The 24,988-nt window shown below is 47.2% G+C and carries 23 protein-coding genes; all 23 read left to right on the forward strand.

All coding sequences use genetic code 11. The features are described from left to right. The first annotated feature begins 31 nt into the window (after window positions 1–31). The 23 genes from tsf (at window position 32) to FN782_RS05995 (ending at window position 24,904) form a co-directional block, all read left to right on the forward strand. Window positions 32–682: a translation elongation factor Ts gene (gene tsf, locus FN782_RS05880; protein WP_142504856.1), complete on the forward strand. Its 651-nt coding sequence runs from the start codon at window positions 32–34 to the stop codon at window positions 680–682. A gap of 109 nt (window positions 683–791) precedes the next feature. Further along, complete coding sequence (gene pyrH / locus FN782_RS05885) at window positions 792–1,517, forward strand: UMP kinase (RefSeq protein ID WP_185956077.1); 726 nt, start codon at window positions 792–794, stop codon at window positions 1,515–1,517. Continuing rightward, window positions 1,518–2,075, forward strand: a complete 558-nt coding sequence (gene frr, locus FN782_RS05890) for a ribosome recycling factor (protein WP_142504857.1) — start codon at window positions 1,518–1,520, stop codon at window positions 2,073–2,075. Window positions 2,076–2,320: 245 nt separating this feature from the next. Then, a complete protein-coding gene (locus FN782_RS05895; protein ID WP_425462685.1) occupies window positions 2,321–3,109 on the forward strand; it encodes an undecaprenyl pyrophosphate synthase in 789 nt (262 codons plus the stop codon). 20 nt (window positions 3,110–3,129) lie between these two features. Further along, on the forward strand, window positions 3,130–3,927 hold the full coding sequence (locus FN782_RS05900) for a phosphatidate cytidylyltransferase (protein WP_142504859.1): 798 nt from the start codon (window positions 3,130–3,132) through the stop codon (window positions 3,925–3,927). A gap of 16 nt (window positions 3,928–3,943) precedes the next feature. After that, window positions 3,944–5,101, forward strand: a complete 1,158-nt coding sequence (locus FN782_RS05905) for a 1-deoxy-D-xylulose-5-phosphate reductoisomerase (protein ID WP_142504860.1) — start codon at window positions 3,944–3,946, stop codon at window positions 5,099–5,101. 34 nt (window positions 5,102–5,135) lie between these two features. Next, entirely contained in the window at window positions 5,136–6,470 is a 1,335-nt protein-coding gene (gene rseP / locus FN782_RS05910) for an RIP metalloprotease RseP (protein ID WP_142504861.1), read from the forward strand. A gap of 155 nt (window positions 6,471–6,625) precedes the next feature. Next, window positions 6,626–10,915 (forward strand): PolC-type DNA polymerase III, encoded by a 4,290-nt coding sequence (locus FN782_RS05915; protein ID WP_142505073.1) that lies wholly within the window; start codon window positions 6,626–6,628, stop codon window positions 10,913–10,915. A gap of 279 nt (window positions 10,916–11,194) precedes the next feature. Then, complete coding sequence (rimP, locus tag FN782_RS05925) at window positions 11,195–11,674, forward strand: ribosome maturation factor RimP (protein WP_142504863.1); 480 nt, start codon at window positions 11,195–11,197, stop codon at window positions 11,672–11,674. A 6-nt stretch (window positions 11,675–11,680) separates the two neighbouring features. Beyond that, complete coding sequence (nusA, locus tag FN782_RS05930) at window positions 11,681–12,793, forward strand: transcription termination factor NusA (RefSeq protein WP_142504864.1); 1,113 nt, start codon at window positions 11,681–11,683, stop codon at window positions 12,791–12,793. Between the two features lie 63 nt (window positions 12,794–12,856). Then, on the forward strand, window positions 12,857–13,135 hold the full coding sequence (gene rnpM, locus FN782_RS05935; protein ID WP_142505074.1) for an RNase P modulator RnpM: 279 nt from the start codon (window positions 12,857–12,859) through the stop codon (window positions 13,133–13,135). Further along, window positions 13,128–13,424 carry a L7Ae/L30e/S12e/Gadd45 family ribosomal protein gene (locus FN782_RS05940; protein WP_142504865.1) on the forward strand — a complete coding sequence of 99 codons (297 nt, stop codon included), beginning with the start codon at window positions 13,128–13,130 and terminating at the stop codon, window positions 13,422–13,424. The genes rnpM and FN782_RS05940 overlap by 8 nt, the downstream gene beginning before the upstream one ends. 18 nt (window positions 13,425–13,442) lie before the next feature. Next, window positions 13,443–15,629 (forward strand): translation initiation factor IF-2, encoded by a 2,187-nt coding sequence (gene infB, locus FN782_RS05945; protein WP_185956079.1) that lies wholly within the window; start codon window positions 13,443–13,445, stop codon window positions 15,627–15,629. Window positions 15,630–15,748: 119 nt separating this feature from the next. Continuing rightward, window positions 15,749–16,108 (forward strand): 30S ribosome-binding factor RbfA, encoded by a 360-nt coding sequence (gene rbfA, locus FN782_RS05950; protein WP_246064862.1) that lies wholly within the window; start codon window positions 15,749–15,751, stop codon window positions 16,106–16,108. Next, window positions 16,089–17,087 carry a DHH family phosphoesterase gene (locus tag FN782_RS05955; protein ID WP_142504867.1) on the forward strand — a complete coding sequence of 333 codons (999 nt, stop codon included), beginning with the start codon at window positions 16,089–16,091 and terminating at the stop codon, window positions 17,085–17,087. Before rbfA ends, FN782_RS05955 begins: the two co-directional genes overlap by 20 nt. Beyond that, window positions 17,087–18,004 (forward strand): tRNA pseudouridine(55) synthase TruB, encoded by a 918-nt coding sequence (gene truB, locus FN782_RS05960; RefSeq protein WP_142504868.1) that lies wholly within the window; start codon window positions 17,087–17,089, stop codon window positions 18,002–18,004. Before FN782_RS05955 ends, truB begins: the two co-directional genes overlap by 1 nt. Before the next feature lie 5 nt (window positions 18,005–18,009). After that, window positions 18,010–18,954 carry a bifunctional riboflavin kinase/FAD synthetase gene (locus FN782_RS05965; RefSeq protein WP_142505076.1) on the forward strand — a complete coding sequence of 315 codons (945 nt, stop codon included), beginning with the start codon at window positions 18,010–18,012 and terminating at the stop codon, window positions 18,952–18,954. 198 nt (window positions 18,955–19,152) lie between these two features. After that, complete coding sequence (gene rpsO, locus FN782_RS05970) at window positions 19,153–19,422, forward strand: 30S ribosomal protein S15 (RefSeq protein WP_142504869.1); 270 nt, start codon at window positions 19,153–19,155, stop codon at window positions 19,420–19,422. 95 nt (window positions 19,423–19,517) lie between these two features. Continuing rightward, window positions 19,518–21,641, forward strand: a complete 2,124-nt coding sequence (pnp, locus tag FN782_RS05975) for a polyribonucleotide nucleotidyltransferase (RefSeq protein ID WP_425462686.1) — start codon at window positions 19,518–19,520, stop codon at window positions 21,639–21,641. 138 nt (window positions 21,642–21,779) lie between these two features. Continuing rightward, entirely contained in the window at window positions 21,780–22,763 is a 984-nt protein-coding gene (locus FN782_RS05980) for a polysaccharide deacetylase family protein (protein ID WP_246064863.1), read from the forward strand. A 78-nt stretch (window positions 22,764–22,841) separates the two neighbouring features. Beyond that, window positions 22,842–24,101: a M16 family metallopeptidase gene (locus FN782_RS05985; RefSeq protein ID WP_142504872.1), complete on the forward strand. Its 1,260-nt coding sequence runs from the start codon at window positions 22,842–22,844 to the stop codon at window positions 24,099–24,101. Continuing rightward, a complete protein-coding gene (gene dut / locus FN782_RS05990) occupies window positions 24,091–24,537 on the forward strand; it encodes a dUTP diphosphatase (protein WP_185956080.1) in 447 nt (148 codons plus the stop codon). The genes FN782_RS05985 and dut overlap by 11 nt, the downstream gene beginning before the upstream one ends. Window positions 24,538–24,661: 124 nt before the next feature. Further along, the gene (locus FN782_RS05995; protein ID WP_142504874.1) at window positions 24,662–24,904 is read left to right on the forward strand and encodes a YlmC/YmxH family sporulation protein; all 243 of its coding nucleotides are present in this window, start codon (window positions 24,662–24,664) and stop codon (window positions 24,902–24,904) included. Window positions 24,905–24,988 lie beyond the last annotated feature (84 nt).

Genomic DNA, 24,988 nt, shown 5'->3' on the forward strand with positions numbered 1-24,988 from the left:
ATGTTAAGTCACAATACAGGAGGAACGAACAATGGCGATTTCTGCTGCCCAAGTAAAAGAGTTGCGTCAAAAAACAGGTGCTGGCATGATGGATTGTAAAAAGATGCTTCAGGAAGCCAATGGTGATATGGAAAAAGCAATGGAATTGCTTCGTGAAAAGGGGCTTGCCAAAGCCGAAAAGAAAGCGGATCGGATTGCAGCTGAAGGCTTGGTGGAATCTTACATACACGCCGGTGGACGGATTGGTGTGCTGGTGGAAGTAAACTGCGAAACAGACTTTGTGGCGAAAACGGATGAATTTAAGGATTTCGTCAAAGATGTGGCCATGCAGATTGCTGCGATGAATCCACAATATGTCCGTCGTGAAGAGGTTCCAGAGGAAGAAGTGAACAAAGAGCGGGAAATTCTTAAGAATCAGGCTCTTGGGGAAGGAAAACCTGAGCACATTGTTGATAAAATGGTGGAAGGTCGCCTCAACAAATTTTACGAGCGGGTTTGCCTTTTGGAACAAGCCTACATCAAAGATAGTGACAAATCACTGGATGAACTGGTAAAAGAGAAAATCGCCAAAATTGGTGAGAATATCTCCATTCGCCGGTTCGTACGCTTCGAATTGGGCGAAGGGTTGGAAAAACGGGAAGATGATTTCGTATCCGAAGTGATGTCCCAGGTGAAGCAGTAACCAACATTTTTTTGGGGAACACGGTGTGTTCCCTTTTTTTCACGGAAGTGGAAAAGAAGAGGATTTGTTGTTTCCATGTCGAATTGTTCTGGAATGGGGGGTTATGAAGGTGGCTGGTCTGAGATACAAACGCGTTGTACTCAAGCTAAGCGGGGAAGCGCTGGCGGGTGAACAGGGCTATGGTATCAACCCGGATATAATTCATTCCATTGCCAAAGAGATCAAGGAAGTTGTTGAATTAGGTGTTGAGGTCTCCATTGTTGTTGGCGGTGGTAATATATGGCGGGGAATGGCTGGAAGTGCAAAAGGAATGGATCGTGCAACAGCGGATTATATGGGAATGTTGGCAACCGTGATGAACTCACTGGCGATGCAGGATGCTTTGGAAAAAGCAGGAGTACCTACACGGGTACAAACATCCATTGAGATGCGCCAAGTGGCGGAGCCTTATATTCGACGTCGCGCGATTCGTCATCTGGAGAAGGGACGGGTGGTTATTTTTGCTTCCGGGACGGGTAACCCCTACTTTTCTACAGACACCACCGCAGCGCTTCGGGCGGCAGAAATTGAAGCAGAGGTCATCCTGATGGCGAAGAATAAAGTGGATGGTGTTTATTCCGCTGACCCCAGCCGGGACCCCAAAGCGGTAAAATATGAAACGCTGACCTATATGGATGTGTTGAACCAAGGTCTTGGAGTCATGGATTCTACAGCTTCTTCTCTCTGTATGGATAATGATATCCCACTTATTGTTTTCAGTATTGACGGACAAGACAACATTCGCAAGGTTGTGATGGGTGAACAGATTGGTACTGTCGTAAGGGGGAATGCATAAATGTTATCAGATATTCAACAAGATGCCACTCAGCGAATGGAAAAAGCGATTCAGGCTTTAAAAAGAGAGTTGGCTTCCATTCGGGCCGGACGTGCCACACCATCCCTTTTGGACAAGGTTGTGGTTGAATACTATGGAAGTACAATGCCGCTTAACCAAGTGGCCAACATTTCCGCACCGGAACCGCGGCTGTTGGTTGTACAACCATGGGATAAGTCCACACTGGGTGATATTGAGCGAGCCATTTTAAAATCGGAGTTAGGTTTGACACCCGCCAATGATGGCAGTGTCATCCGAATCAATATCCCGGCTCTGACTGAAGAGCGCCGGGCAGAATTGGTGAAGGTGGTCAAGAAAACCGGAGAAGAATCGAAGGTGGCCATTCGAAATATCCGTCGCGATGCAAATGATGAAGTGAAAAAAGCTGAAAAGAATGGGGATATTTCAAAAGATGAAGCCAGACGCAGCCAGGAGGAAATCCAAAAGTTGACGGATCGTTTTATCAAAGAAGCTGATCAGGCTGTTGAAGATAAAGAAAAGGAAATGATGGAGGTTTAACACAGGGTGATCCCCCTTCCTTAGAAAGGGGGATTTATTGTATAACGGTCTATGAGATCGTTTGATTTTAGCTAGAAAACAGAGAGAAATTATTGCATACTATAAATGCGTACACATGAGTAGAATACCGTTAATAATGGATGATTTCACTGTTCGTTTCAATCCGGAATCCCCACATCGACTCTCCCGGCGGGTTCCGGCACCGCTTAAATGCCGGATGCTATGGACTTTCGGAGGAATGTATGATGATTCAAGCTTTTAAAAAATGGTTAATTGGATATAAAGACGAAAAGCAAACAGATGAGAGCAGACAACGGATTGAAAAACTTCAAAAAGGTCGGCTGCCCCGGCATGTGGCAATCATTATGGATGGAAATGGTCGCTGGGCCCAAAAACGGGGATTACCGCGGGTGGCTGGTCATCGGCAGGGCATGATAACCATTCGTCATATTACACGGGCAGCTGATGATCTTGGGATTGAGGCATTGACACTTTATTCATTCTCGACTGAAAACTGGAAACGTCCTGAGGATGAAGTAAATTATTTGATGAGTTTGCCTGAAGAGTTTCTTCGAACCGATTTGGATGAATTGGTGGAACGGAATATCCAGGTGCGGATGCTTGGTCGAGGGGAGGATCTTCCCAAACATACTCTGGAAGCCATCAACAAGTTCAGAGAGGCGACAAAAAACAATACCGGACTGATTCTCAGTTTTGCCATGAACTATGGAGCACGTAGCGAAATTGTTAGAGCGTCAAAACAGATTATAGAAGATGTGGAATCGGGTAAGCTGGATAAAGACAGCTTGGATGAGTCATTGTTTGGAAAATATTTGTATACGGTAGACCTTCCGGAGCCCGATTTGTTGATTCGAACAAGCGGGGAAGTGCGGATCAGTAATTTTATGCTGTGGCAACTGGCGTACAGTGAACTTTGGTTTACAGATGTTCAATGGCCGGATTTTACTAGGGAGAGGTTCTATCAGGCAATTGAAGATTTTCAGTATCGTTCCCGTCGTTATGGAGCGGTTTGAAGAAAACGGGTGAGAAATACATGAAACAACGAATGATTACGGGGGTGTTGGGAGGAGCGGTTTTTCTGACCCTTCTCTGGGTGGGCCGATGGGGCTATGCCGGGATGGTGACCATCATGGCCACTATTGGATTTCTTGAGTTCTGTCGAATGAAACGGGTCTCCTTTCAATCGGTTCAGAGCTGGATCGGTTTGATGCTGGTGTGGAGCCTATTGCTTGCCGGTTTGACCGAGCAAGGGATGTTAACGATTGGGTTGCTGAAGGAAACGGACAGTATTCTGACAGGGTTATTATTGTTTCTCGTTTTGACGGTAATCAGTCGCAACCGAATTCATGTGGACGAAATTGCCTACCTTTTTTTGGGGGCTTTATACATAGGGTATGGTTTTTCATATATGATACAGGCCCGTTTAGTCCAAGACGGTCTCGCTTGGTCACTTCTGGTTGTGACTGTGACCTTTGCCAATGATACGGCTGCTTATTTCCTGGGCAAACGCTGGGGAAAGCGAAAACTTTGGCCTTCTGTCAGTCCCAACAAAACATGGGAAGGTTCTTTGGGAGGAGTGGGCTTCTCCCTGATCGTCAGTTTTGTACATGCTATCTTATTTCCTGCATTAGGTGATATGTTTGTCGTTTTGGGCATTGGATTCTTGGTCAGTGTGATGGGGCAGTTTGGTGATCTGATTGAGTCAGCAGTGAAGCGATCCATGGGAGTGAAGGATTCGGGTACACTGTTGCCTGGGCACGGAGGAGTGTTGGATCGTTTTGACAGTCTCCTTTTTGTTTTTCCTGTCCTTCATCTGGTCCAACTCATCTGAGGGAGTGAATTAATCGATGAAGAAACGAATAGCCATACTCGGCTCCACCGGTTCAATCGGGCAGAGTACGATCGATGTCATTCGCCAGCATCCGGACCGCTTTGAAGTGACCGCACTTGCTGCGGGGAGCAATGTGGATGATATGGTTCGCCAGGTGAAGGAATTTCATCCTTCTCTGGTGTCGATGTCTTCCAAAGAAGCGGCAGAGGAAGTAAAGCTTCGTGTGCATGGTCCGATTCGGGTGGTATATGGAGAGGAAGGTCTGGGAGAAGTGGCTGCTCATCCGGATGCCGACTACCTGGTGTCTGCTTTGGTGGGAAGTCAGGGTCTTCAACCTACGCTCACAGCGATTCGGGAAAAGAAGACAGTGGGTTTAGCCAATAAGGAAACACTGGTTATGGGTGGGGCCATTGTAATGGAGGAAGCGAGAAAACACGGTGTATCCATCCTCCCCATCGATAGTGAACATTCGGCCATCTTCCAGAGTTTGCACGGAGAAAATCCTTCTCAAGTCCGGCGATTGGTTCTGACCGCATCTGGCGGGGCTTTTAGAGATTGGCCGAGAGAAAAAATGGAGAAGGCGACACGGGAAGAAGCGTTGCAGCATCCCAATTGGACGATGGGAGCAAAGGTTACCGTTGATTCAGCTTCCCTGATGAATAAAGGGTTGGAAGTGATTGAAGCGCGATGGTTGTTCGATCTTTCCTATGACAAGATTGATGTGTTGATCCATCCGGAAAGTATTGTCCATTCACTGGTGGAGTTTGTGGATGGGGCCGTTCTTGCGGAGTTGGGGATGCCAGATATGAAGGTGCCCATTCAGTATGCTTTAAGCTATCCGGATCGTCTCCCACTACAGACAGAGCGCCTAAGCCTGGAGAAAGTGGGGACGCTTCAATTCCGGGAGCCTGACCTCAAGCGCTTCCCTTGTTTAAAGATGGCTTATGAAGCGGGGCGTTTGGGCGGAACGGCACCAACCGTATTAAATGCAGCCAATGAAGTGGCTGTAGCGCACTTCTTGGAAGGTGGGCTGCCCTTTTTGACCATTGAGGAGATTATTGGAGAAGTTCTCTCACAACATACTCCATTGCATGAGCCTGGATTGGAGGATCTTTTCGATGCGGATCGCTGGGCTCGGGAGGTTGCTCAACAATGCCTGGAGAAAACATTTTGAATCAGCCCGTGACCAATGAAGGCGGTGATGGATCATGCAGACAATAGTATCATTTATTTTGTTGATCAGTCTCTTGGTGTTTATCCATGAACTGGGTCATTTCCTGTTCGCCAAGCGCGCGGGAATTTTGGTTCGGGAGTTTGCGATTGGCTTCGGTCCCAAACTGATTTCCTGGTTTCGGGGAGAGACACAGTATTCGATCCGGATTCTCCCTTTGGGAGGATATGTTCGAATGGCCGGGGAAGATCCGGAGATTATGGAGTTGAAAACGGGCTCCCATTTGGTATTGGATCGAGATGGAGACGGACGTGTGATTCGAATCCGTGCACCCAAATCCGACGCACAATTTACTGATGAAGTGGCTAGAGAGTATGGGGAAGTGGATGATTTCGCCGGGACCGATTTACCGAACCATCTTCCCGCTGCAAAGGATAAAGTTTCCGGTAAACTGCTGGAAGCAGATATCGAAGATCAGTTGTTCATCCTGCTGGAACATGAGGAAGGAAAAGAAATTCGATATCCGATTCATCCCCAAGCCGTGATTCAGTATGATGAAAAAAATATCGTTCAAATTGCACCGTTGGACCGTCAGTTTGGTTCCAAGGGCATTCTCGATCGCGCGCTTACCATTTTGGCTGGACCTGTTTTTAATTTCCTGTTGGCCATTGTTTTGATGATGGTGGTTACGTTAATGGTCGGTTTGGAAACCAAAGTGTCGATCCAAGATGTTGTTTCTGGTTCCCCTGCGGAGAAAGCGGGAATCAAACCGGGAGACATCGTTCGGGAAGTGCAAGGGAATGATGTCACGAATCTGAACGATATACGTCTTCCATTGCAAGAGGCACAGGGATCTTCCGTACACATTGTGTTGGAGCGGGCCAACCAGACCTATGAAACGGATATTCAGCCGGAAAAGAAAAATGATGTTTATATGATTGGGATTGAGATGAAACAGGAGTTGCGGGATGCCACCGTCTCAGAAGCCGCTGTGAACGGATTTAAAAAAACCTATGAACTGGGCGGATTGATGGTGAAAGGAATCAGTCAGCTGATCACCGGTCAGGTCGGCTTGGAAAATATGGCAGGTCCTGTGGGGATTGCCGATATTACCGGTCAAGCGGCAGAAGCGGGCTGGTTACCATTAATTCGGTTAGCCGCATTGTTGAGCTTAAATCTTGGAATCCTCAATATCCTCCCTTTTCCAGCACTGGATGGAGGCCGTCTGATGTTTATTTTGTGGGAGGCGGTTCGTGGAAAGCCGATCGATCCCAGCAAGGAAAGTCTTGTTCACTTTGTGGGATTTGCCCTGTTGATGGTGTTGATCCTGTTTATCACCTACAATGATATCCAACGCGTCTTTTTCAGTTAGGAGAGATGAGAGCCCCGCCGGGTCGGTGGGGTTTTTCCTTGAATTTACCTGTAGAACCGGGAAGGACTTGCTAGTCCTTCCCGATGGTTTTTGATACACTCGTGTTGAATAAAAAGATAGGAGAGCGGGAACTTGGAGGTGTATGAGTTTTGGCAATGACAGCGGTCAAACGGAAACGACTGGAAGAAGTTTTTCGAGAGGCCCAAGTCCCCGATGAGGAAGCAGAATACTTTAAAGGCGCATACATAGAAAAAGTGAAGGTAAGTCGGCAGAAGCGACGGTGGACATTTTGTTTGCAGTTGGCTCAACCGATTCCACCCAATGTTCTGTTTAAAGTAGAGGATCGGATTTCCCAATCCTTTCGTTCTGTAGCGAATGTTCAGTTTGCCATTCGATATGAACGTGCGGACTTGTCGCAACTGATGGAGATGTACTGGCATTGGATCCGCAAGCGGGTGGCAGAACGTGTTTCAACGTCTGCTGCAGGGTGGTTGTCCAAGGCTGTATGGCAGATCGACGGCAAACGGCTTTTGATTACATTTTCTAACCCGATTCTGAATAAAATGGCTGTATCCAAGCAGCTGGATCAAGCTGTGGAGGCTCTTTTTCAGGAAATATCCGGTACCCGGCTTAAGGTGGAATTTGCTTCTCAGTCCTCCAATGAAGCGAAGGAAAAGTTTTTGGAAGAGCGGGAAGAAGTGGAAAAGAAGCTCCTGGAAGAAGCGATGAATCACATTGAGGAGTCCGCTCCCCCTCCTGAAGAAAAAGAATCGGAAGAGGAAGGTCCAGTTTCCATCGGTTACCATTTCAGTGATGAACCGATTTTAATCAAAGAAATTACAGATGAAGAGCGTCGTGTGACGATTCGTGGGTGCGTGTTTAAATCTGAAATCCGGGAGCTTCGTAGCGGCCGAACATTACTTACGTTTAATGTGACCGATTATACAGATTCCATTGCGGTAAAGGTGTTTGCACGGGATAAAGAAGATGCAGGCAAGCTGAATCGCGTGAAAAATGGGATGTGGGTAGCTCTTCGGGGTTCTGTCCAATATGATACATTTGCTCGCGATTTGGTTGTAATGGCCAATGACTTAAAGGAAATACCCCCTTATAAACGGCAAGATCGTGCAGAAGAAAAGCGAGTGGAGTTGCATCTGCACACAGCCATGAGTGCCATGGACGGGGTATATGATCCCGCATTGATGGTGAAGCAGGCGGCGGATTGGGGTCATCCCGCAGTGGCGATTACCGATCATGGTGTGGTACAAGCGTATCCCGATGCTTTTTCCGCTGGGCAGAAATATGGAATTAAAGTGATTTTTGGCTTGGAAGCGTTTGTGGTGGATGATGGTGTACCGATTGTGATAAATCCTTCCAACCATCGGTTAAAAGATGATACTTATGTGGTGTTTGATGTAGAGACAACCGGTTTGTCCGCGGTTCATGACGAAATCATTGAATTGGCGGCAGTCAAGGTGAAGGATGGGGAGATTGTGGATCGGTTTGAGTCCTTTGTCAATCCACACCGTAACTTGACGGCGATGATTACGGAGTTAACGGGTATTACGGACGATATGGTAAAAGATGCCCCGGATCTTCCTGATGTATTGCCCCAGTTTCTGCAATTTACTGAAGGCTGTGTTTTAGTGGCTCACAATGCTCGGTTTGATATGGGCTTTCTCCAGGAAGCCTGTCGCAAAACGGACCGAAAACCGATCCATAATCCGGTGATCGATACGCTTGAATTGGGGCGGTTTTTATATCCACAGATGAAAAATCACCGTTTGAATACCCTTTGCAAGCGGTTTGACATCCAATTGACCCAACACCATCGTGCGATTTATGATGCCGAGGCCACAGGTTATCTTCTCTGGCGTATGGTGTTGGATTGTGAAGAAAAAGGGATTCTGGAACAAGATCAGTTAAATGAATGGTTGGGTGATCGGGATCTGAGCCGTTTGAGACCTTTTCATGCAATAGTTTTGGTAAAAAATTACAAAGGTCTGAAGAATTTATATCGATTGGTTTCGAAATCTCATCTGGAATATTTTCATCGGATGCCCCGGATTCCCCGAAGCCTTTTGGAGAAACACAGAGATGGATTGTTGATTGGATCGGGTTGTGAGAAGGGGGAGCTGTTTGAAGCAGCTCTGCAAAAATCACCACAAGAAACGGAGAAAATTGCCGGTTTTTATGATTACCTGGAAATCCAGCCGGTGGAAATCAATCAACATCTTGTTCAAAAAGAAATTATTGAAAATGAAGAACGACTGAGAGAAGCCAACCGACTGTTGGTGGAAATTGGCGAAAAGCTGGGAAAACCGGTGGTGGCTACATCCAATGCACATTATTTAAATGAGTCGGATGCGATGTTTCGAGATATACTGGCCTTTAACCAAACGGGAGGATTTCGTAATAAAGGTCCTCTTCCCAAGGCATATTTTCGGACAACGGATGAAATGCTGGAGGAGTTTAAGTATTTGGGAGAAGAGAAGGCTTTTGAAGTGGTAGTCAGAAACCCCCAGGCGATTGCGGAGCAAATTGAGGAGATGAAGCCGTTTCCGGATGATTTGCATACGCCGATTATTGAAGGAGCGGATGAAGAGCTCCGCCGAATTTGTTATGAGACTGCCGAGAACCAATATGGTACTCCATTGCCTGAGATCGTGGAAAAACGCCTGGAGAAAGAACTGGGAAGTATTATCCGGGAAGGATATGCTGTGATCTATCTGATCTCTCACAAGCTGGTGACCAAGTCTCTTTCTGATGGTTATCTAGTGGGCTCCAGGGGGTCTGTCGGTTCTTCTTTTGTGGCAACGATGAGTCATATCACAGAGGTGAACCCCCTTCCTCCACATTACAGATGTCCAAAGTGCAAATATAGTGAGTTTATTGAAGATGGTTCCTATGCATCCGGGTTTGACCTCCCCGATAAACATTGTCCGCAATGCGACACAGAAATGAAAAAAGACGGACATGATATTCCGTTTGAAACCTTTCTCGGTTTTAAAGGGGACAAAGTGCCGGATATTGATTTGAACTTTTCGGGTGAGTACCAACCACGAGCTCATAAATACACCGAAGAACTCTTTGGAAAAGAGTATGTTTATCGTGCGGGTACAATCTCTACCGTTGCTCAAAAGACAGCGTTCGGTTATGTGAAAAAGTATGAGGAAGAAAAGGGATATCAGTGGAGAGGTGCGGAAATTGATCGCATGGTGGAGGGGTGCACCGGTGTGAAGCGGACGACTGGTCAACATCCAGGGGGGCTAATGGTGATCCCGCAGAACAAGGATGTGTTTGACTTCACTCCGATCCAACGACCGGCTGATGATGTCAAATCAGAGACGATTACCACTCACTTTGACTATCATGCGATCAGTGGACGTTTATTAAAGCTGGATATCCTAGGGCACGATGACCCGACGGTGATCCGCATGCTTCAGGATTTGACAGGAGTGGACCCCCAAACGATTCCGGTAGATGATCCGGAAGTGATGAAACTTTTCAGTGGCACGGAGTCCCTGGGGGTGACACCGGAGGAGATTGGAACGGTGACGGGGACACTTGGTATTCCGGAGTTTGGAACCCGTTTTGTCCGACAGATGTTGGAGGATACAAAGCCGACGACTTTTGGGGAATTGGTTCGGATCTCTGGTTTGTCCCATGGAACAGACGTGTGGTTGAACAATGCCCAGGATTTGGTGCGTTCAGGCACAGCTGTATTGGCTGAAGTGATTTCCACTCGCGATGATATCATGGTTTATCTGATCTATAAGGGAATGGAAGCCTCCATCGCATTTAAATTGATGGAAAAGGTGCGTAAAGGAAAAGGGTTGACCGAGGAAGAGGCAGACTTGATGAGAAGTCATGATGTTCCCGAATGGTATATCGATTCCTGTCGAAAAATCAAATATATGTTTCCGAAAGCGCATGCTGTGGCCTATGTATTGATGGCACTTCGGATCGCGTGGTTTAAGGTGCACTATCCGATTGAATACTACGCTACCTACTTTACGGTGCGCGCTGACGATTTTGATGTAGAATTGGTATTAAAGGGTGCCGATGCAGTCAAAAAGACGATCCTTGAGATAGAGGAAAAAGGAGTGACAGCTACTCCAAAGGAAAAAGGGCTTTTGACGGTTTTGGAATCCGTTCGGGAGATGTTGGCCCGTGGATTGTCTTTCCGTCGCGTCGATCTTTACCGTTCACATGCCACCCGCTTTTTGGTGGATGGAAACGCCTTGATCCCACCTTTCTCATCCGTTTCCGGAATTGGAGCCAATGCAGCCAGAAACATTGCTCAGTCAAGGGAGGACGGCGAGTTTTTGTCTATTGAAGATCTCCAGAAACGCTCTCGCATTTCCAGCTCTGTGGTGGATGTGTTGAAACGGCTCGGTTGTCTGGAAGAGATGCCGGAGAGCAACCAGTTGTCTCTTTTCTGATCGGGGTGTTGCTGAACGGTGTTTTGCAAAGTTTTGCGAATCAAACCATGATGTGGTATGATGGCGATGGAGTTTTTCTCATGTTGCCATTTCTGAAAGAGATGGATGATGGGCGCTTGGGTCTGAGTCTCCACTTTTGCGTTGTAGATTGTGATCTTTTTGGCTATACTATATTGTATAGATATGAATTCGGCCGAAAAGAGTGGGTGGTCACCCACTCTTTCCCTTTGTAATCAAATTTTCTGCAGAAAGTGAAAGGCCGGAAGGAGGAAGTCAAACATGAGTCGCAACGTGATTGATGCGGTGGAGCAGTTGGTTGAGCCGATCCTGGAAACAGAAGGGTTAGAGCTCTACGATACAGAATACAAAAAGGAAGGTAAAAACCGGTTCTTGCGCATCTATATTGATCGTCCGGAGGGGAAAGTGGATCTGGATGATTGTAGCCGGGTCAGTGAACAGATCAGTGCCGAATTGGACAGGGTGAATCCCGTTTCAGGTCAATATTATCTGGAGGTTTCCTCTCCAGGAGCCGAGCGCCCTCTGAAAAAGCCACTTCATTTTGAGCGGGCCATTGGCAAGCGGGTTTTTTTAACTACCTATGAGTCCATTCAGGGCCGAAAAAAATTTGAGGGACTGTTGACTCAATATACTCCGGAATCTCTAATGATAGAATTGGAGGATGATTCCGTGGAAATCCCGCCGGATAAGGTGGCCAAAGCACGTTTGGCCGTCGCGTTCCAATCGAAGGGAGGAGAATGAAAAGAAATGAATGCGGAGTTTATCGAGGCCCTCAACCAACTGGAAAAAGAGAAGGGTATCAGTAAAGAGGTATTGATTGAAGCGATTGAGGCAGCCCTGATATCCGGCTATAAGCGAAACTTTAATTCCGCCCAGAATGTCCGGGTGGATATTGATCGGGATTCAGGTCAGGTCAGAGTGTTTGCCCGTAAAACAGTGGTTGAGGAAGTATTGGACCCTCGGCTGGAAATTTCCCAAGAAGCTGCTGCAGAAATTAGTCCCGCTTATGAGCTTGGGGATATTGTGGAAATTGAGGTGACTCCAGCGGACTTTGGCCGAATTGCTGCGCAAACAGCCAAACAGGTTGTCACGCAACGGATTCGGGAAGCGGAACGGAGTATCATCTATGAAGAATTTGTGGATCGTGAAGAAGATGTTGTGACGGGTGTCGTGCAACGGGCCGATAATCGTCATTATTTTATTGATCTGGGTCGTGTAGAAGCGCTGCTCCCTTTCACAGAAACCATGCCAGGGGAGCGCTTTAAACATAACGACCGGGTGAAAGCGTATATTACCCGTGTTGAAAAGTCGACGAAAGGGCCACAGGTTTATGTTTCAAGGACCCATCCTGGACTGCTGAAACGGCTTTTCGAGTTGGAAGTTCCTGAGATTTACGATGGAATCGTTGAAATCCGCTCAGTGGCACGGGAGGCTGGTCAACGCTCCAAAATTGCTGTCTCTTCCCGAAATGAAGAGGTTGATCCTGTAGGTGCCTGTGTGGGACACCGGGGAATGCGGGTTCAAACCATCGTCAATGAGTTGAGAGGGGAGAAAATTGACATTGTCCGTTGGTGTGAGGACCCCGTAGAATTTGTTTCAAACTCACTCAGCCCTTCTAAAGTGGATAGTGTTGAAATTCAGGAAGAGGAAAAAATCGCCCAGGTGGTGGTACCCGATCACCAATTGTCACTCGCGATAGGCAAAGAGGGGCAAAATGCCCGGTTGGCAGCCAAATTGACGGGATGGAAGATTGATATTAAAAGCCAATCGGAAAGAGACAAATTTTCGGAAGAAGAGCCTGTTGAAGCGGAGATTCCGAAAGTGGACGATATAGAGGATTCAACGCAACTAGGCGACTGATCCGTCACTTTTTTCGTGGAATGATAGCCGAAATTTCCATCCACAGCAGGAGGTGGCTGGATGATGAAGAAAAGAAAAGTCCCATTGAGAAAATGTATTGCTTCTCAGGAAATGTTTCCGAAAAAAGAATTGATTCGCGTTGTACGCACGCCTGAAAATGAAATTTTAATCGATCCTACAGGAAAAAAGTCCGGCAGAGGTGCGTACATATGTTCGAAGCCGGAATATGTGGAGCTGGCGAAGAAGAAGAAAGCACTGGACCGAGCGTTGAAGACCAAAGTGAATGAAGAATTTTATAAACGATTAGAGAAGTATATTGTGACAGGGGAATGTGATGAGTAAGCTTTACAATATGCTTGGGCTTGCGATGCGTGCCCGTAAAGTTGTATCCGGTGAAGAACAAGTTCTCTCCGCTGTCCGGTCCAAGACCGCCTGCCTTGTGCTAATTTCCAATGATGCTGCACCCAATGCAAAGAAAAAGTTATCGGATAAATGTGCCCATTATCACATTCCGTGGGTTGAAGTGGGCTCCCGAAGCGATTTGGGCAGAGCCATCGGAAAAGCGGAACGGGTTACTGTCGCCGTGACTGAACCGGGCTTTGCTGACGCCATCAAAAAGTGGTGTGAGTAACTGACGGAGGTGAGCAATTTGACGAAAATCCGTGTTTATGAGTATGCGAAGAAAATGAACATGAGCAGTAAGGAAATACTGACCATCTTGAAACGGCTGAACCTTTCGGTCAATAATCACATGAGTGTCATGGATGATGAGATGGTGAAGAAAGTGGAACAATTTTTTAAAGATGTAAAACAGGGGGCGAAGAAATCGGAACAGAAAACGGCTGATACAGCGAATGAAACCAAGCGTGAAGAGGGATCGAAGAACAACAAAGGAAATCATCAACAATCGGGAGGACAAAATCGAACCTCTCGCCGCAAGCCCAAAAACACAAAAGAGGGAGCAAAAAACGGCAATGGTCGTGACCAACGGCGTCAAAACCGCAGGGGTGGCGGTCGGGCCCGTAAAGGCAATCGCCGAGATGATCGGAGGCATCAGCAAAACCGACCCAAGCAAGCTCCTGTACTTCCATCGGAAATTGAAGTGACTGGCCCGATGACAGTGGGCGATCTGGCACGGTTGCTTCGGCGGGAAGCTTCAGAGGTTATCAAGAAGTTAATGAGTTTAGGTACGATGGCAACAATAAACCAGGAAATCGATGTTGATACAATCTCCCTTGTGTCGGAGGAGTTTGGTGCAAAGGTGAAAGTAAAAGAAGTCATCGATGAATCCGCTTTTGAAGAGCTGGAAGAGGAAGATACACCGGAAGAATTGAAAGAACGTCCTCCAGTCGTAACGATTATGGGGCACGTGGATCACGGAAAAACCACCCTTTTGGACAGAATCCGTGAAACCAAAGTGACTGCTGGTGAAGCAGGTGGAATTACTCAGCACATTGGTGCTTATCAAGTGGAGGCCAATGATAAAAAGATCACCTTCCTGGATACTCCAGGCCATGCTGCTTTTACCACAATGCGTGCCCGCGGAGCCGAAGTGACGGATATCACCATCTTGGTGGTTGCAGCAGATGATGGGGTGAAACCTCAAACTGTGGAAGCGATCAATCATGCCAAAGCGGCTGAGGTACCCATCATTGTAGCAGTGAACAAAATGGATAAACCGGAGGCCAACCCTGATCGTGTGAAACAACAACTGACAGAGCATGAATTGATCCCCGAAGATTGGGGTGGAGAGACGATCTTTGTGCCGGTTTCCGCGGTGACAGGGGATGGAATTGATGAACTCTTGGAAATGATTCTCTTAGTGGCAGAAGTTCAAGAGTACAAGGCCAATCCAGATAAACGGGCCCGTGGAGTTGTCATTGAAGCGGAGTTGGATAAAGGACGCGGTGCCGTGGCTCGATTGTTGGTGCAAAACGGGACGCTCAACGTGGGTGATGCCCTTGTCGCAGGAAGTTTCTTCGGCAAGGTGAGGGCGATGATCAATGACCGCGGTCAACGGGTTAAATCAGCAGATCCATCCACACCGGTGGAAGTTTTAGGTCTTTCGGATGTTCCTGAAGCCGGTGATCCGTTTATGGTCTTCACAGATGAGAAAAAAGCGCGGGATATCGCTGAGAAAAGGATCGAGAAAAAGCGACAGAAGGAATTGGGAGCTTCCAGTCGTGTCACGCTGGATGATCTGTATAAACAGATTCAGGAAGGTGATATGAAGGATCTGAATGTGATCATCAAAGCGGACGTACAAGGGTCGGCGGAAGCCCTGCGCGGTTCATTTGAAAAGATTGATGTAGAGGGCGTTCGGGTTCATATTGTACATTCCGGTGTCGGTGCGATCACCGAATCGGATGTGACTTTGGCTTCCGCTTCCAATGCAATCATCGTTGGATTTAATGTTCGTCCAGAGCCTCAGGCCAGGGTGACGGCTGAACAGGAAAACGTGGACATTCGCCTTCACCGGGTCATTTATGATGCAATTGAGGAAATTGAGTCGGCCATGAAAGGAATGCTGGACCCGGAATACCAGAATAAAATGGTGGGGCGTGCCGAAGTTCGACAAACCTTTAAAGTATCCAAAGTGGGGACCATTGCAGGGTGTTATGTGACAGAAGGGAAGATTGTCCGCAACGGAAAAGTGCAATTGATCCGTGATGGTGTTGTCATCCATGAGGGAGATATCGATACCTTGAAACGTTACAAGGATGATGCCAAGGAAGTTCTCAAAGGATATGAATGCGGAGTCACTCTTGAGAACTATAATGATATCAAAGATGGCGATGTTCTTGAGGTATTCGTACTGGAGGAAGTGGCTCGGTAACGCAAGCTGTATCGATCGGAAAAATGGGTCATCCATCATGCTCTGAAGAGATGCGGAGATTTCCTTTTGTAAAGAAAAAATTACTGTCGGTTAAGCGAGACGAACAGGAGGTGTCGGCATTGACACGCATTCGGGCGAGTCGGGTCGGCGAGCAGGTAAAAAAGGAACTGAGCTATATTCTACAGCATGAAATGAAGGATCCCCGCATCGGTTTTGTTACGGTGACGGCTGTGGATATGAGTGGAGATTTGCAACAGGCAAAAGTGTACATCAGTGTACTGGGAGAAGAAGAGCAAAAGAAGCAGACGCTTGAGGGATTGGATAAAGCCAAGGGTTTTCTGCGAACGGAAATTGGACGTCGGGTCCAACTTCGGCACACTCCAGAACTCACCTTTAAATTTGATCAATCGATTGAACACGGTCAGCATATTTCCAGGCTTTTGGAAGAAGTGAATAACGATGACCGAAAACCAGAATAGCAACTGGAAACAAATTGATTCATTTTTGGCTGATGAAGGTCCGTACCTTGTTGTTTCTCATGTCCATCCTGATGGTGACGCCATCGGTTCCACTTTGGCTGTCGGTTTCATGTTGAAGCAACTGGGCAAAACGGTGGTCATGGTGAATGAATCGCCGATCCCGTACAAGTTTCGGTTTCTTCCGGAAATCGACCACGTTCATTCACCGGAAGAGATCGCTTACCAAGCGCCTTTTCATCGTGTCATTGCGGTGGATGTGGCAGATGCGGAACGAATGGGTGAGAAGGTCCGACAGCTGTTTACGGATTCTGTCGATTTATTGAATATTGATCATCATCCCACCAACGATCGATTTGGAACGGTCAACCGGGTGGAATCAGAGGCCGCAGCGACAGCGGAGATTCTCTGTTACTGGGCAACGCATCTCGGTGTAAACATGGACCGGTATTTGGCAACTTGCCTTTATACCGGTCTTCTCACCGATACGGGAGGATTTCGTTATTCCAATACAACACCGGAAGTGATGGAGCTGGCTTCTGGCCTGTTACGCCAAGGAGTAAACCCTGGTGAAATTGCTGACCGGGTGATTGAGACCACCAGCCGACAACAATTGGCTCTTTTGCGATGTGCTTTGGACACCCTTTCCTTTTCCGAAGGGGAAAAAGTTGCTTGGATGTGGCTTACCCGTGAGAATTTCCAGGAAACGGGTGCCAATGAAGAGGATTCAGATGGAATCGTCAACTATGCCCGCAATGTGGTAGGCGTCGATGTGGGGATTCTTTTTCGGGAGACAGAAGATGCCACCATCAAAGTGAGTTTGCGCTCCCGTGAGATTGTGGATGTTGGGAAGCTGGCTCAAACGTTGGGTGGAGGCGGTCATGCACGGGCAGCAGGGTGTACATTGTCAGGGAGTCGGGATGAGGTGGAACAAACCATTCTCAACAAGGTGAGCATGGCCTTAGGGCAGGGGGGAATTTGATGTTGCACGGTGTGATCCCTGTTCGCAAGCCAAAAGGGATGACTTCCCACGATGTGGTTCATCACATTCGCCGACTTGCTGGACAGAAGAAGGTGGGGCATACAGGGACCCTTGATCCCGAAGTGGAAGGGGTACTCGCTGTTTGTCTGGGACAGGCCACCCGGATTGCTCAATACATCCAGGACCTTCCCAAAAGATATCAGGCGACGATGACCTTGGGCATTGCGACCGACACTCAAGACCAATCGGGAAATGTGCTGGAAGAAAGCCCGGTACATTCCTTGGAAGTTAAACGGGTTGAGGCAGTGTTTCAACGTTTTGTTGGAAAGATTGAACAGATTCCGCCGATGTATTCTGCGGTTAAAGTGGATGGTCGGAAACTGTATGATTTGGCGCGGGAAGGAAAGGTAATCAAGCGAAATCCCCGGACGGTTACCATTTACTCCTTGGAGTTGACAGGGATTGAGGAAGGAAGGCAGCCCCGTATTCATTTTGATGTAAAGTGCTCAAAAGGAACCTATATCCGAACACTTTGTGTGGATCTAGGTCGGGCGTTGGGGTATCCTGCACATATGTCCCATCTTGTTCGGACGAAAAGTGCTTTTTATACATTGGAAGATACGTGGACGTTGGAAGAATTAAACTCCTTGGCCGAGAACGGAGATTTGGGCAAAGCATTGACGGAAATCGGAGAGGCTCTTGGGCAATTCCCTTGTGTTGAGATTTCTAGTAGTGCCTATTCTTGGGTGATGAACGGAAGACCCTTACAGATGGATGATGGAAAGAGCGGGCGGAACGATCACCTTCCGCCAGGCTCTCTGTTCCGGGTATTTACTGAAGATGGTTACTTTTGTGCCCTGTACAGGTTGAAAAATGAACAGACAGCAATACCGGAAAAAGTGTTTCGGGTCAGGTGAAAAAAATGGAAATGATTCACTTATCGTATCCTTTGGAATTAAAAAGTCCCGTTCAACCCATTACTTTGGCGATCGGATATTTTGATGGAGTTCATCTCGGCCACAGGGCAGTCATTGAAAAAGCAACGCAAATGGCAGAAGAGCTTGGAGTGGCTCCGGGAGTGATGACATTTCATCCACACCCCCGTGAAGTGTTGGGGAAGTCTCCAGTTACGCGTTATCTCACACCTCTTTCCGATAAACTGCAGTGTTTTGAAGAATTAGGTGTTCAAAAGGCCTATGTGATGCACTTTGACCATCAATTCGCCTCATTGAGTAAGCATCAATTTGTTGAAGAGGTTCTTGTTCCTTTACAGGTACAGGGGATAACAGTCGGATTCAACTTTACGTTTGGTCGAGGTGCGGAAGGCAACGGGGAGGATCTTGTTCTTCTGGGAAAAGGACGGTTTCAGGTAGAGGTTGTTCGTCCGGTTTCCGGTAATGGTCTTTCAATCAGCAGCACACGCTTACGAAAGATGCTCCATAGTGGGCAAGTGGAAGAGGCGGGAAATATCTTGGGACGCCCCTATTCTTTACGGGGAACGGTGGTCTCTGGAGATCGACGGGGACGAACGATTGGCTATCCCACAGCCAATCTTGAGTTGCAAGATCCGTTTATCATCCCTGGAACAGGGGTGTATATCGTTCGGGTTCAGGTTAATGATCAAATACATTATGGCATGATGAACATAGGATTCCGTCCCACGTTTCACGACTCGGAACCCCAAAAAACACTGGAAGTGCATCTGTTTGATGTGGACAAAGATCTGTATGGTTCTCTATTAAAAGTGGAGTTTCTCCACTTCCTTCGAAAAGAAGTTGCTTTTCCTTCGGTTGAGGCGCTGATCCATCAACTTCAGGCAGATGAGCGCAATGCTCGGTCATGGTTGAAGCGTCAGAGTGATGCCTAACCCCTTCGGAACTTATTTACTCTTTTTATCTTCTGTGCTATACTGTTCGGGTACCGGGTGAGAAACAAACTCACCCGGTACCTGTGCCAAGAGCAAACAGGTCTTGGCATCACGTGCAAATGAACCCTGGCGCGGATTATCGACTGCCTCGGCGATGGCCTGGGCCATGGGGGTTAGAATCAGAAGGAGGTGAATGGGATGAGCTTGTCCCTGGAACGCAAACGGGATATTATCAACGAGTACAAAACGCATGAGAATGATACCGGATCTCCCGAAGTTCAAATTGCAATCCTGACACATCGGATCAATGAGTTGAATGAACATCTTCGAGAGCACAAGAAAGATCACCACTCTCGGCGTGGTCTTCTGAAGATGGTCGGGCAACGCCGTAATTTGCTCAACTATCTGAAGAAGAATGACATTGCGCGCTACCGGGTGTTGATTCAAAAACTTGGCTTGCGCAGATAACACGAGCAAAGCGGGGATTTCCCCGCTTTTTTCCATAAGGAAATCTCTAAAAGATCAACCGGAAGGAAATAATGTTTTGATGAAGAAGAATTATCATGTGTGCTGTGAGAGGAGGACTAGCAACGAAGATGGAATCGACCGTATTTGAGACTGATTTTGCGGGAAGGCGATTGCGACTGGAGTTTGGCAAATACGCAAATCAAGCCAACGGAGCAGTGTTTGTCCAGTATGGAGATACGGCTGTACTCGCAACGGCAACCGCATCCGATGAACCGAAGGATGTAGATTTTTTTCCACTGACAGTAAACTATGAAGAGCGGTTATATGCAGTGGGGAAAATTCCAGGGGGGTTCATCAAGAGGGAAGGACGCCCCAGTGAAAAGGCTGTATTGGCCAGTCGATTAATTGATCGACCAATTCGCCCTTTGTTTCCGGAAGGGTTTCGCAACGATGTACAGGTGATTACGACGGTGATGTCAGTCGATCAGGACTGTTCATCGGAAATTGCTGCAATGATTGGAGCTTCAGCAGCTCTGTCTGTGTCGGATATTCCCTTTTCGGGACCGATTGCCGGGGTGGTTGTCGGCTGGGTGGACGGAACGTTTGTAGCAAATCCCACCGTTGAGCAAATGGAAAAAAGTGATCTTCACTTGGTTGTTGCCGGTACCAAATATGGTGTCAACATGGTGGAAGCCGGTGCAGATGAAATACCGGAAGACGTGATGTTGGAAGCCATTCTCTTTGGTCATGAATTCATCAAGGAATCCGTGTTGTTTCAGGAACGGATTGTTCAGCAGATCGGGAAAGAAAAGATGGAGCCGGAGATTCACCAAGTGGATGCCGATCTGGAACAAAAGGTCCGCGATATGGCTTTGGAGCGGGTGAACCAAGCCGCCCAAATCATTGAGAAGCAGGCCAGAAATGACGCCATAAAGAATTTGAAAGAGGAAGTGCTGGAACAGCTGAGTGAGGAATATCCGGAAGAAGATGAGCAGCAAGATATCAGCAAAGTGTTGGATAAGCTGGTAAAAGAAGAAGTACGACGGCTGATTCTAGAGGAGAAAAAACGTCCGGATGGACGTTCCCCAGAAGAGATCCGCCCCTTGGTCAGTGAGGTGAATATTCTTTCCAGAGTCCACGGTTCGGGACACTTTAGACGTGGGCAGACTCAAGTGCTCAGTGTTTGTACATTGGGAGCATTGGGTGATGTTCAGATTCTTGATGGACTGGATTTGGAAGAATCGAAACGGTTTATGCACCATTATAATTTCCCGCCCTTTTCTGTGGGGGAATCCCGTCCTCTTCGTGCACCAGGGCGTCGCGAGGTTGGTCATGGTGCGTTGGGAGAACGTGCACTTGAACCGGTGATTCCGTCGGAAGATGAATTTCCCTATACGATTCGTCTGGTATCTGAAGTCCTGGAGTCCAACGGTTCCACCTCCCAGGCAAGCATTTGTGCTTCCACGCTGGCGTTGATGGATGCGGGTGTACCGATCAAGGCTCCTGTAGCTGGGATTGCGATGGGCTTGGTAAAAGAGGAAGACATGGTTACCGTTTTAACGGATATTCAGGGGATGGAAGATCATCTGGGTGACATGGACTTTAAAGTGGCGGGTACCCGTGATGGGGTGACAGCCCTTCAGATGGATATCAAAATCCAAGAAATTGACCGCGCCATTCTTTCCCAGGCATTGGAGCAGGCTTATCGTGCGCGCCAGGTGATTCTGGAAAATATGACATCAACGTTGAAGGAACCGCGAAAAGAGCTTTCTGCCTATGCTCCGAAAATCCTCACCCTGAAGATTCATCCGGACAAGATTCGGGATGTGATTGGTCCCAGTGGCCGTATGATCAATAAAATCATTGATGAGACAGGAGTCAAGATCGATATTGAGCAAGACGGACGAATCTTCATCTCTTCGATGGAACCGGATCAAAATGTCAAAGCGAAGAACATTATTGAAGATTTGGTGCGAGAAGTTGTTGTTGGAGAGGTTTATACTGGAACCGTAAAGCGGGTGGAAAAATATGGTGCATTTGTGGAAGTGATTCCTGGAAAAGAAGGCTTGGTACATATCTCCCAGTTGGATAAAAACCGGGTAAACAAGGTAACGGATGTAGTGAATCTGGGGGATGAGATCATGGTTAAGGTAACGGAAATTGACAATCAAGGTCGTATCAACCTTTCCAGAAAAGCCGTTTTACTTGAAGAATCCTGATACAATTCACCACTTTCTTCCAAAAAGAGTCAGAGCGATCTGTCTCTTTTTTGTTTTTCAGTCCCTGTTGTATAGGAGGGTCATGCTGTGCATAACTTAGGATTATCTGCATACAGGGTACTGAGGTGGTGATGTGTGGTGCGAAGACTTCAAAAACGTTGGCTGATTCCCGTGATGATTATTGTTTGGTTGGCAGCCTATTCACCTTCCGTCACGGCATATGTACAAACAGTTAAAAGTGGCGCTCCAAAACCGGTCTTTAATCTGAGACAAGATCATGAGTTGCAGAAAATGATTGAACAAGGGGCACGTGTACGTTATGAACCCCCAGTAAATGCCCGTGTGGATCGCGTGTGGAAAGCGATTCCCGGTTACAACGGCATTGAGGTGGATCAGGATGCCACATATCGTTTGACCGTCAAACAAAAGAAAAAAAAGCCGATTCGCTGGGTGTACCGGGAAGTGGCTCCTCAAGTGACAATGGATCAGCTGGGAGCACAGCCTATATACAGAGGCAACGAAAAGAAACCGATGGTAGCCTTTATGATTAATGTCGCTTGGGGTACGAAACACCTGCCCCGAATGCTGGAAATTCTCAAAGAGGAGGGAGTGCACGCCACGTTTTTTCTGGATGGGTCTTGGTTGAAAAAGCATCCTAACAGAGCGAAGAAACTGATCCGGGAAGGACATGAGATCGGGAATCACGGATACAGCCATCCGATGATGAGCCGAGTTTCCCGGCAACGGGTGCAAAGCGAGATTCGCAAAACAGAGGATTTGATTAACCAACTGGGGGTAAGCTCCCATTATTTTGCTCCTCCAGCGGGAGATTTTAACCGGATTGTACTGGAAGAAGCCCATCAAATGAAAATGAAAACGGTTTTGTGGACAGTAGATACTGTGGATTGGAGAAAGAGTGTCACTCCGGAAATGATCAATCAACGGGTTGCAAACAAGGTTTCTAACGGATCTCTGATATTGATGCATCCTACCTCGCGAACGGTTGAGGCCCTTCCCAAAATGATAAGGACAATCAAGAAAAAAGGATTAAAACTGGGTACGGTGGATGAAGTGCTATCACCAAGACGAGTCAAACCTGTTGAGGATGGTAAATCATTTTGATATAGTAGGGATGTTTCACGGAAAATCCTTACATTTTAATATAGGGTGAAGGTACAGGTTGAGGGGGGAATAAAGGAAGTGATAGAAAAACATAGCCTTCCAAACGGAGTCCGGGTGATCGCCGAATCCATTCCACATGTTCGATCTGTGGCATTGGGGTTGTGGGTCAAATCCGGATCTCGTTATGAAACATCGGAAAACAACGGGATATCCCATTTTTTAGAACACATGATGTTTAAAGGAACCAAAAGACGTACAGCTCGACAGTTGGCTGAGGCTTTTGATGAAATTGGAGGACAAGTGAATGCATTTACCTCCAAAGAAATGACCTGCTATTATACAAAGGTTTTGGATGAACATTTGAATCTCGCGGTGGATATCCTTTCAGATATGTATTGTGGTTCCACATTTGAACCGGGGGAAATCCGCAAGGAACAGAAAGTGGTGGAAGAGGAAATCCGTATGGTAGAGGACACTCCGGATGATGTGGTGCATGATGCCCTCTCTTTTGCAGCGATGGAGAATCACTCCTTGGGATACCCGGTATTGGGAAGTGTGGAAAATGTTTACCGTTTTAATCGGGATCTTCTTTTAGACTACAGGCAAAAACATTATCACTCTGAACAATTGGTGATCGCTTTGGCCGGTAATTTGCCGGAAAATTATTTGGAAATGTTGGAAGCCGGATTTGGTGAGATCCCAAAGGGAACGGAAATGTCGTACAAAGCAAAAAAGCCTGAGTTTACGGCAGGTACGCAGGTCAGAAAAAAATCAACAGAGCAGTCTCACTTTTGTCTTGGTCTTCCTGGAATCTCCATCGATGATCCTCGGATTTATTCTTTTATTTTGTTAAATAATCTGGTGGGAGGGAATATGAGTTCCCGTCTTTTCCAGGAAGTTCGTGAAAACCGTGGGCTGGCTTATTCTGTTTATTCGTATCACAGTGCTTACAGTGACACTGGATTGTTTACAATCTATGCCGGGACGGCACCCGATCAGGAGAATGATGTGTTAGAGGTTATCCTTCAGATTTTGGATCAGGTTCGAAATGATGGTGTGACAGAAGAAGAGCTGAAAAAAGGTAAAGAGCAATTGAAGGGCAGTCTGATGATGAGCCTGGAAAGTACCAACAGTCGGATGAGCCGTATGGGGAAAAATGAGTTGATTCTTGGACGGCATAAATCGCTGGATGAAGTGGTAAATGCGATCGAGGGTTTAACCCGTGAGGACATGTTAAAGGCAGCTCAGGAGCTCTTTTCCCAACCTATGGCCATATCTATTATTTCCCCGAAGGGAACCATACCTTCGGCATTTAGGAGGAATAGACTTGCAATATAATGTGGGAATCCGGAAGATGCCCAACGGTGAAGACTTGCCACTCCCTCAACGAATGTCGGAAGGAGCAAGCGGACTGGATCTTCACGCAGCGGTTGATCAAGAAATCGTATTGAATCCAGGGGAGTGGAAACTGATCCCTACCGGAATTGCGTTGGAGATGCCGAATGGATTGGAGGCTCAGGTTCGTCCACGGAGTGGATTAGCCTTAAAACATGGAATTACCATGTTGAATTCTCCCGGTACCATTGATGCGGATTATCGTGGAGAGATCGCTGTCATTATGTACAATTCTGGGAAAGAGCCGTTTTCCGTCCGACGCGGGGATCGTATCGCTCAACTGGTTTTTCAGGTGATTCCCGCTGTTCAACTGACAGAGATGGAGTCACTAAATGTTACTTCCCGTGGTTCGGGTGGCTTTGGACACACAGGAAAATGAATGGACAATGAATGGACATGCTTACACCCAAAGGTCCCCTCAGAAAGATGACAGGGGTATTTGGGTGTTTATCATATCTTCCCCTATCAACCGATAAACTTGTATCAAAAAGGGGAGGAAACGGATGCGTTGGAGTGAGTTTGCCGAAAAAGAGTTGATTGATGTAAGTGGAGGGGAAAGGATTGGCTCGGTGGGTCAAGCGGATCTTCTGATTGATCCACAAACAGGGGAAATCTATTCTTTACTGTTGACCGTCGGATCATCTTGGTTTGGAAAAAAACAGGGCACACGGGAGGTGATTTGGAATCATATCAAAAAAATCGGTCCTGAGATGGTGATCGTGGATTCCGGGAATAAATATCGATAACATCGAATCTGCCAGGTTTAGACACCTGGCAGATTTTTTAGATTGAAGTGGGAGAATCGTGGAAAAAACTTCGTAACCGAATCT

The organism is Melghirimyces algeriensis (genome assembly GCF_900182565.1).
Classification (GTDB): Bacteria; Bacillota; Bacilli; order Thermoactinomycetales; family DSM-45169; genus Melghirimyces; species Melghirimyces algeriensis.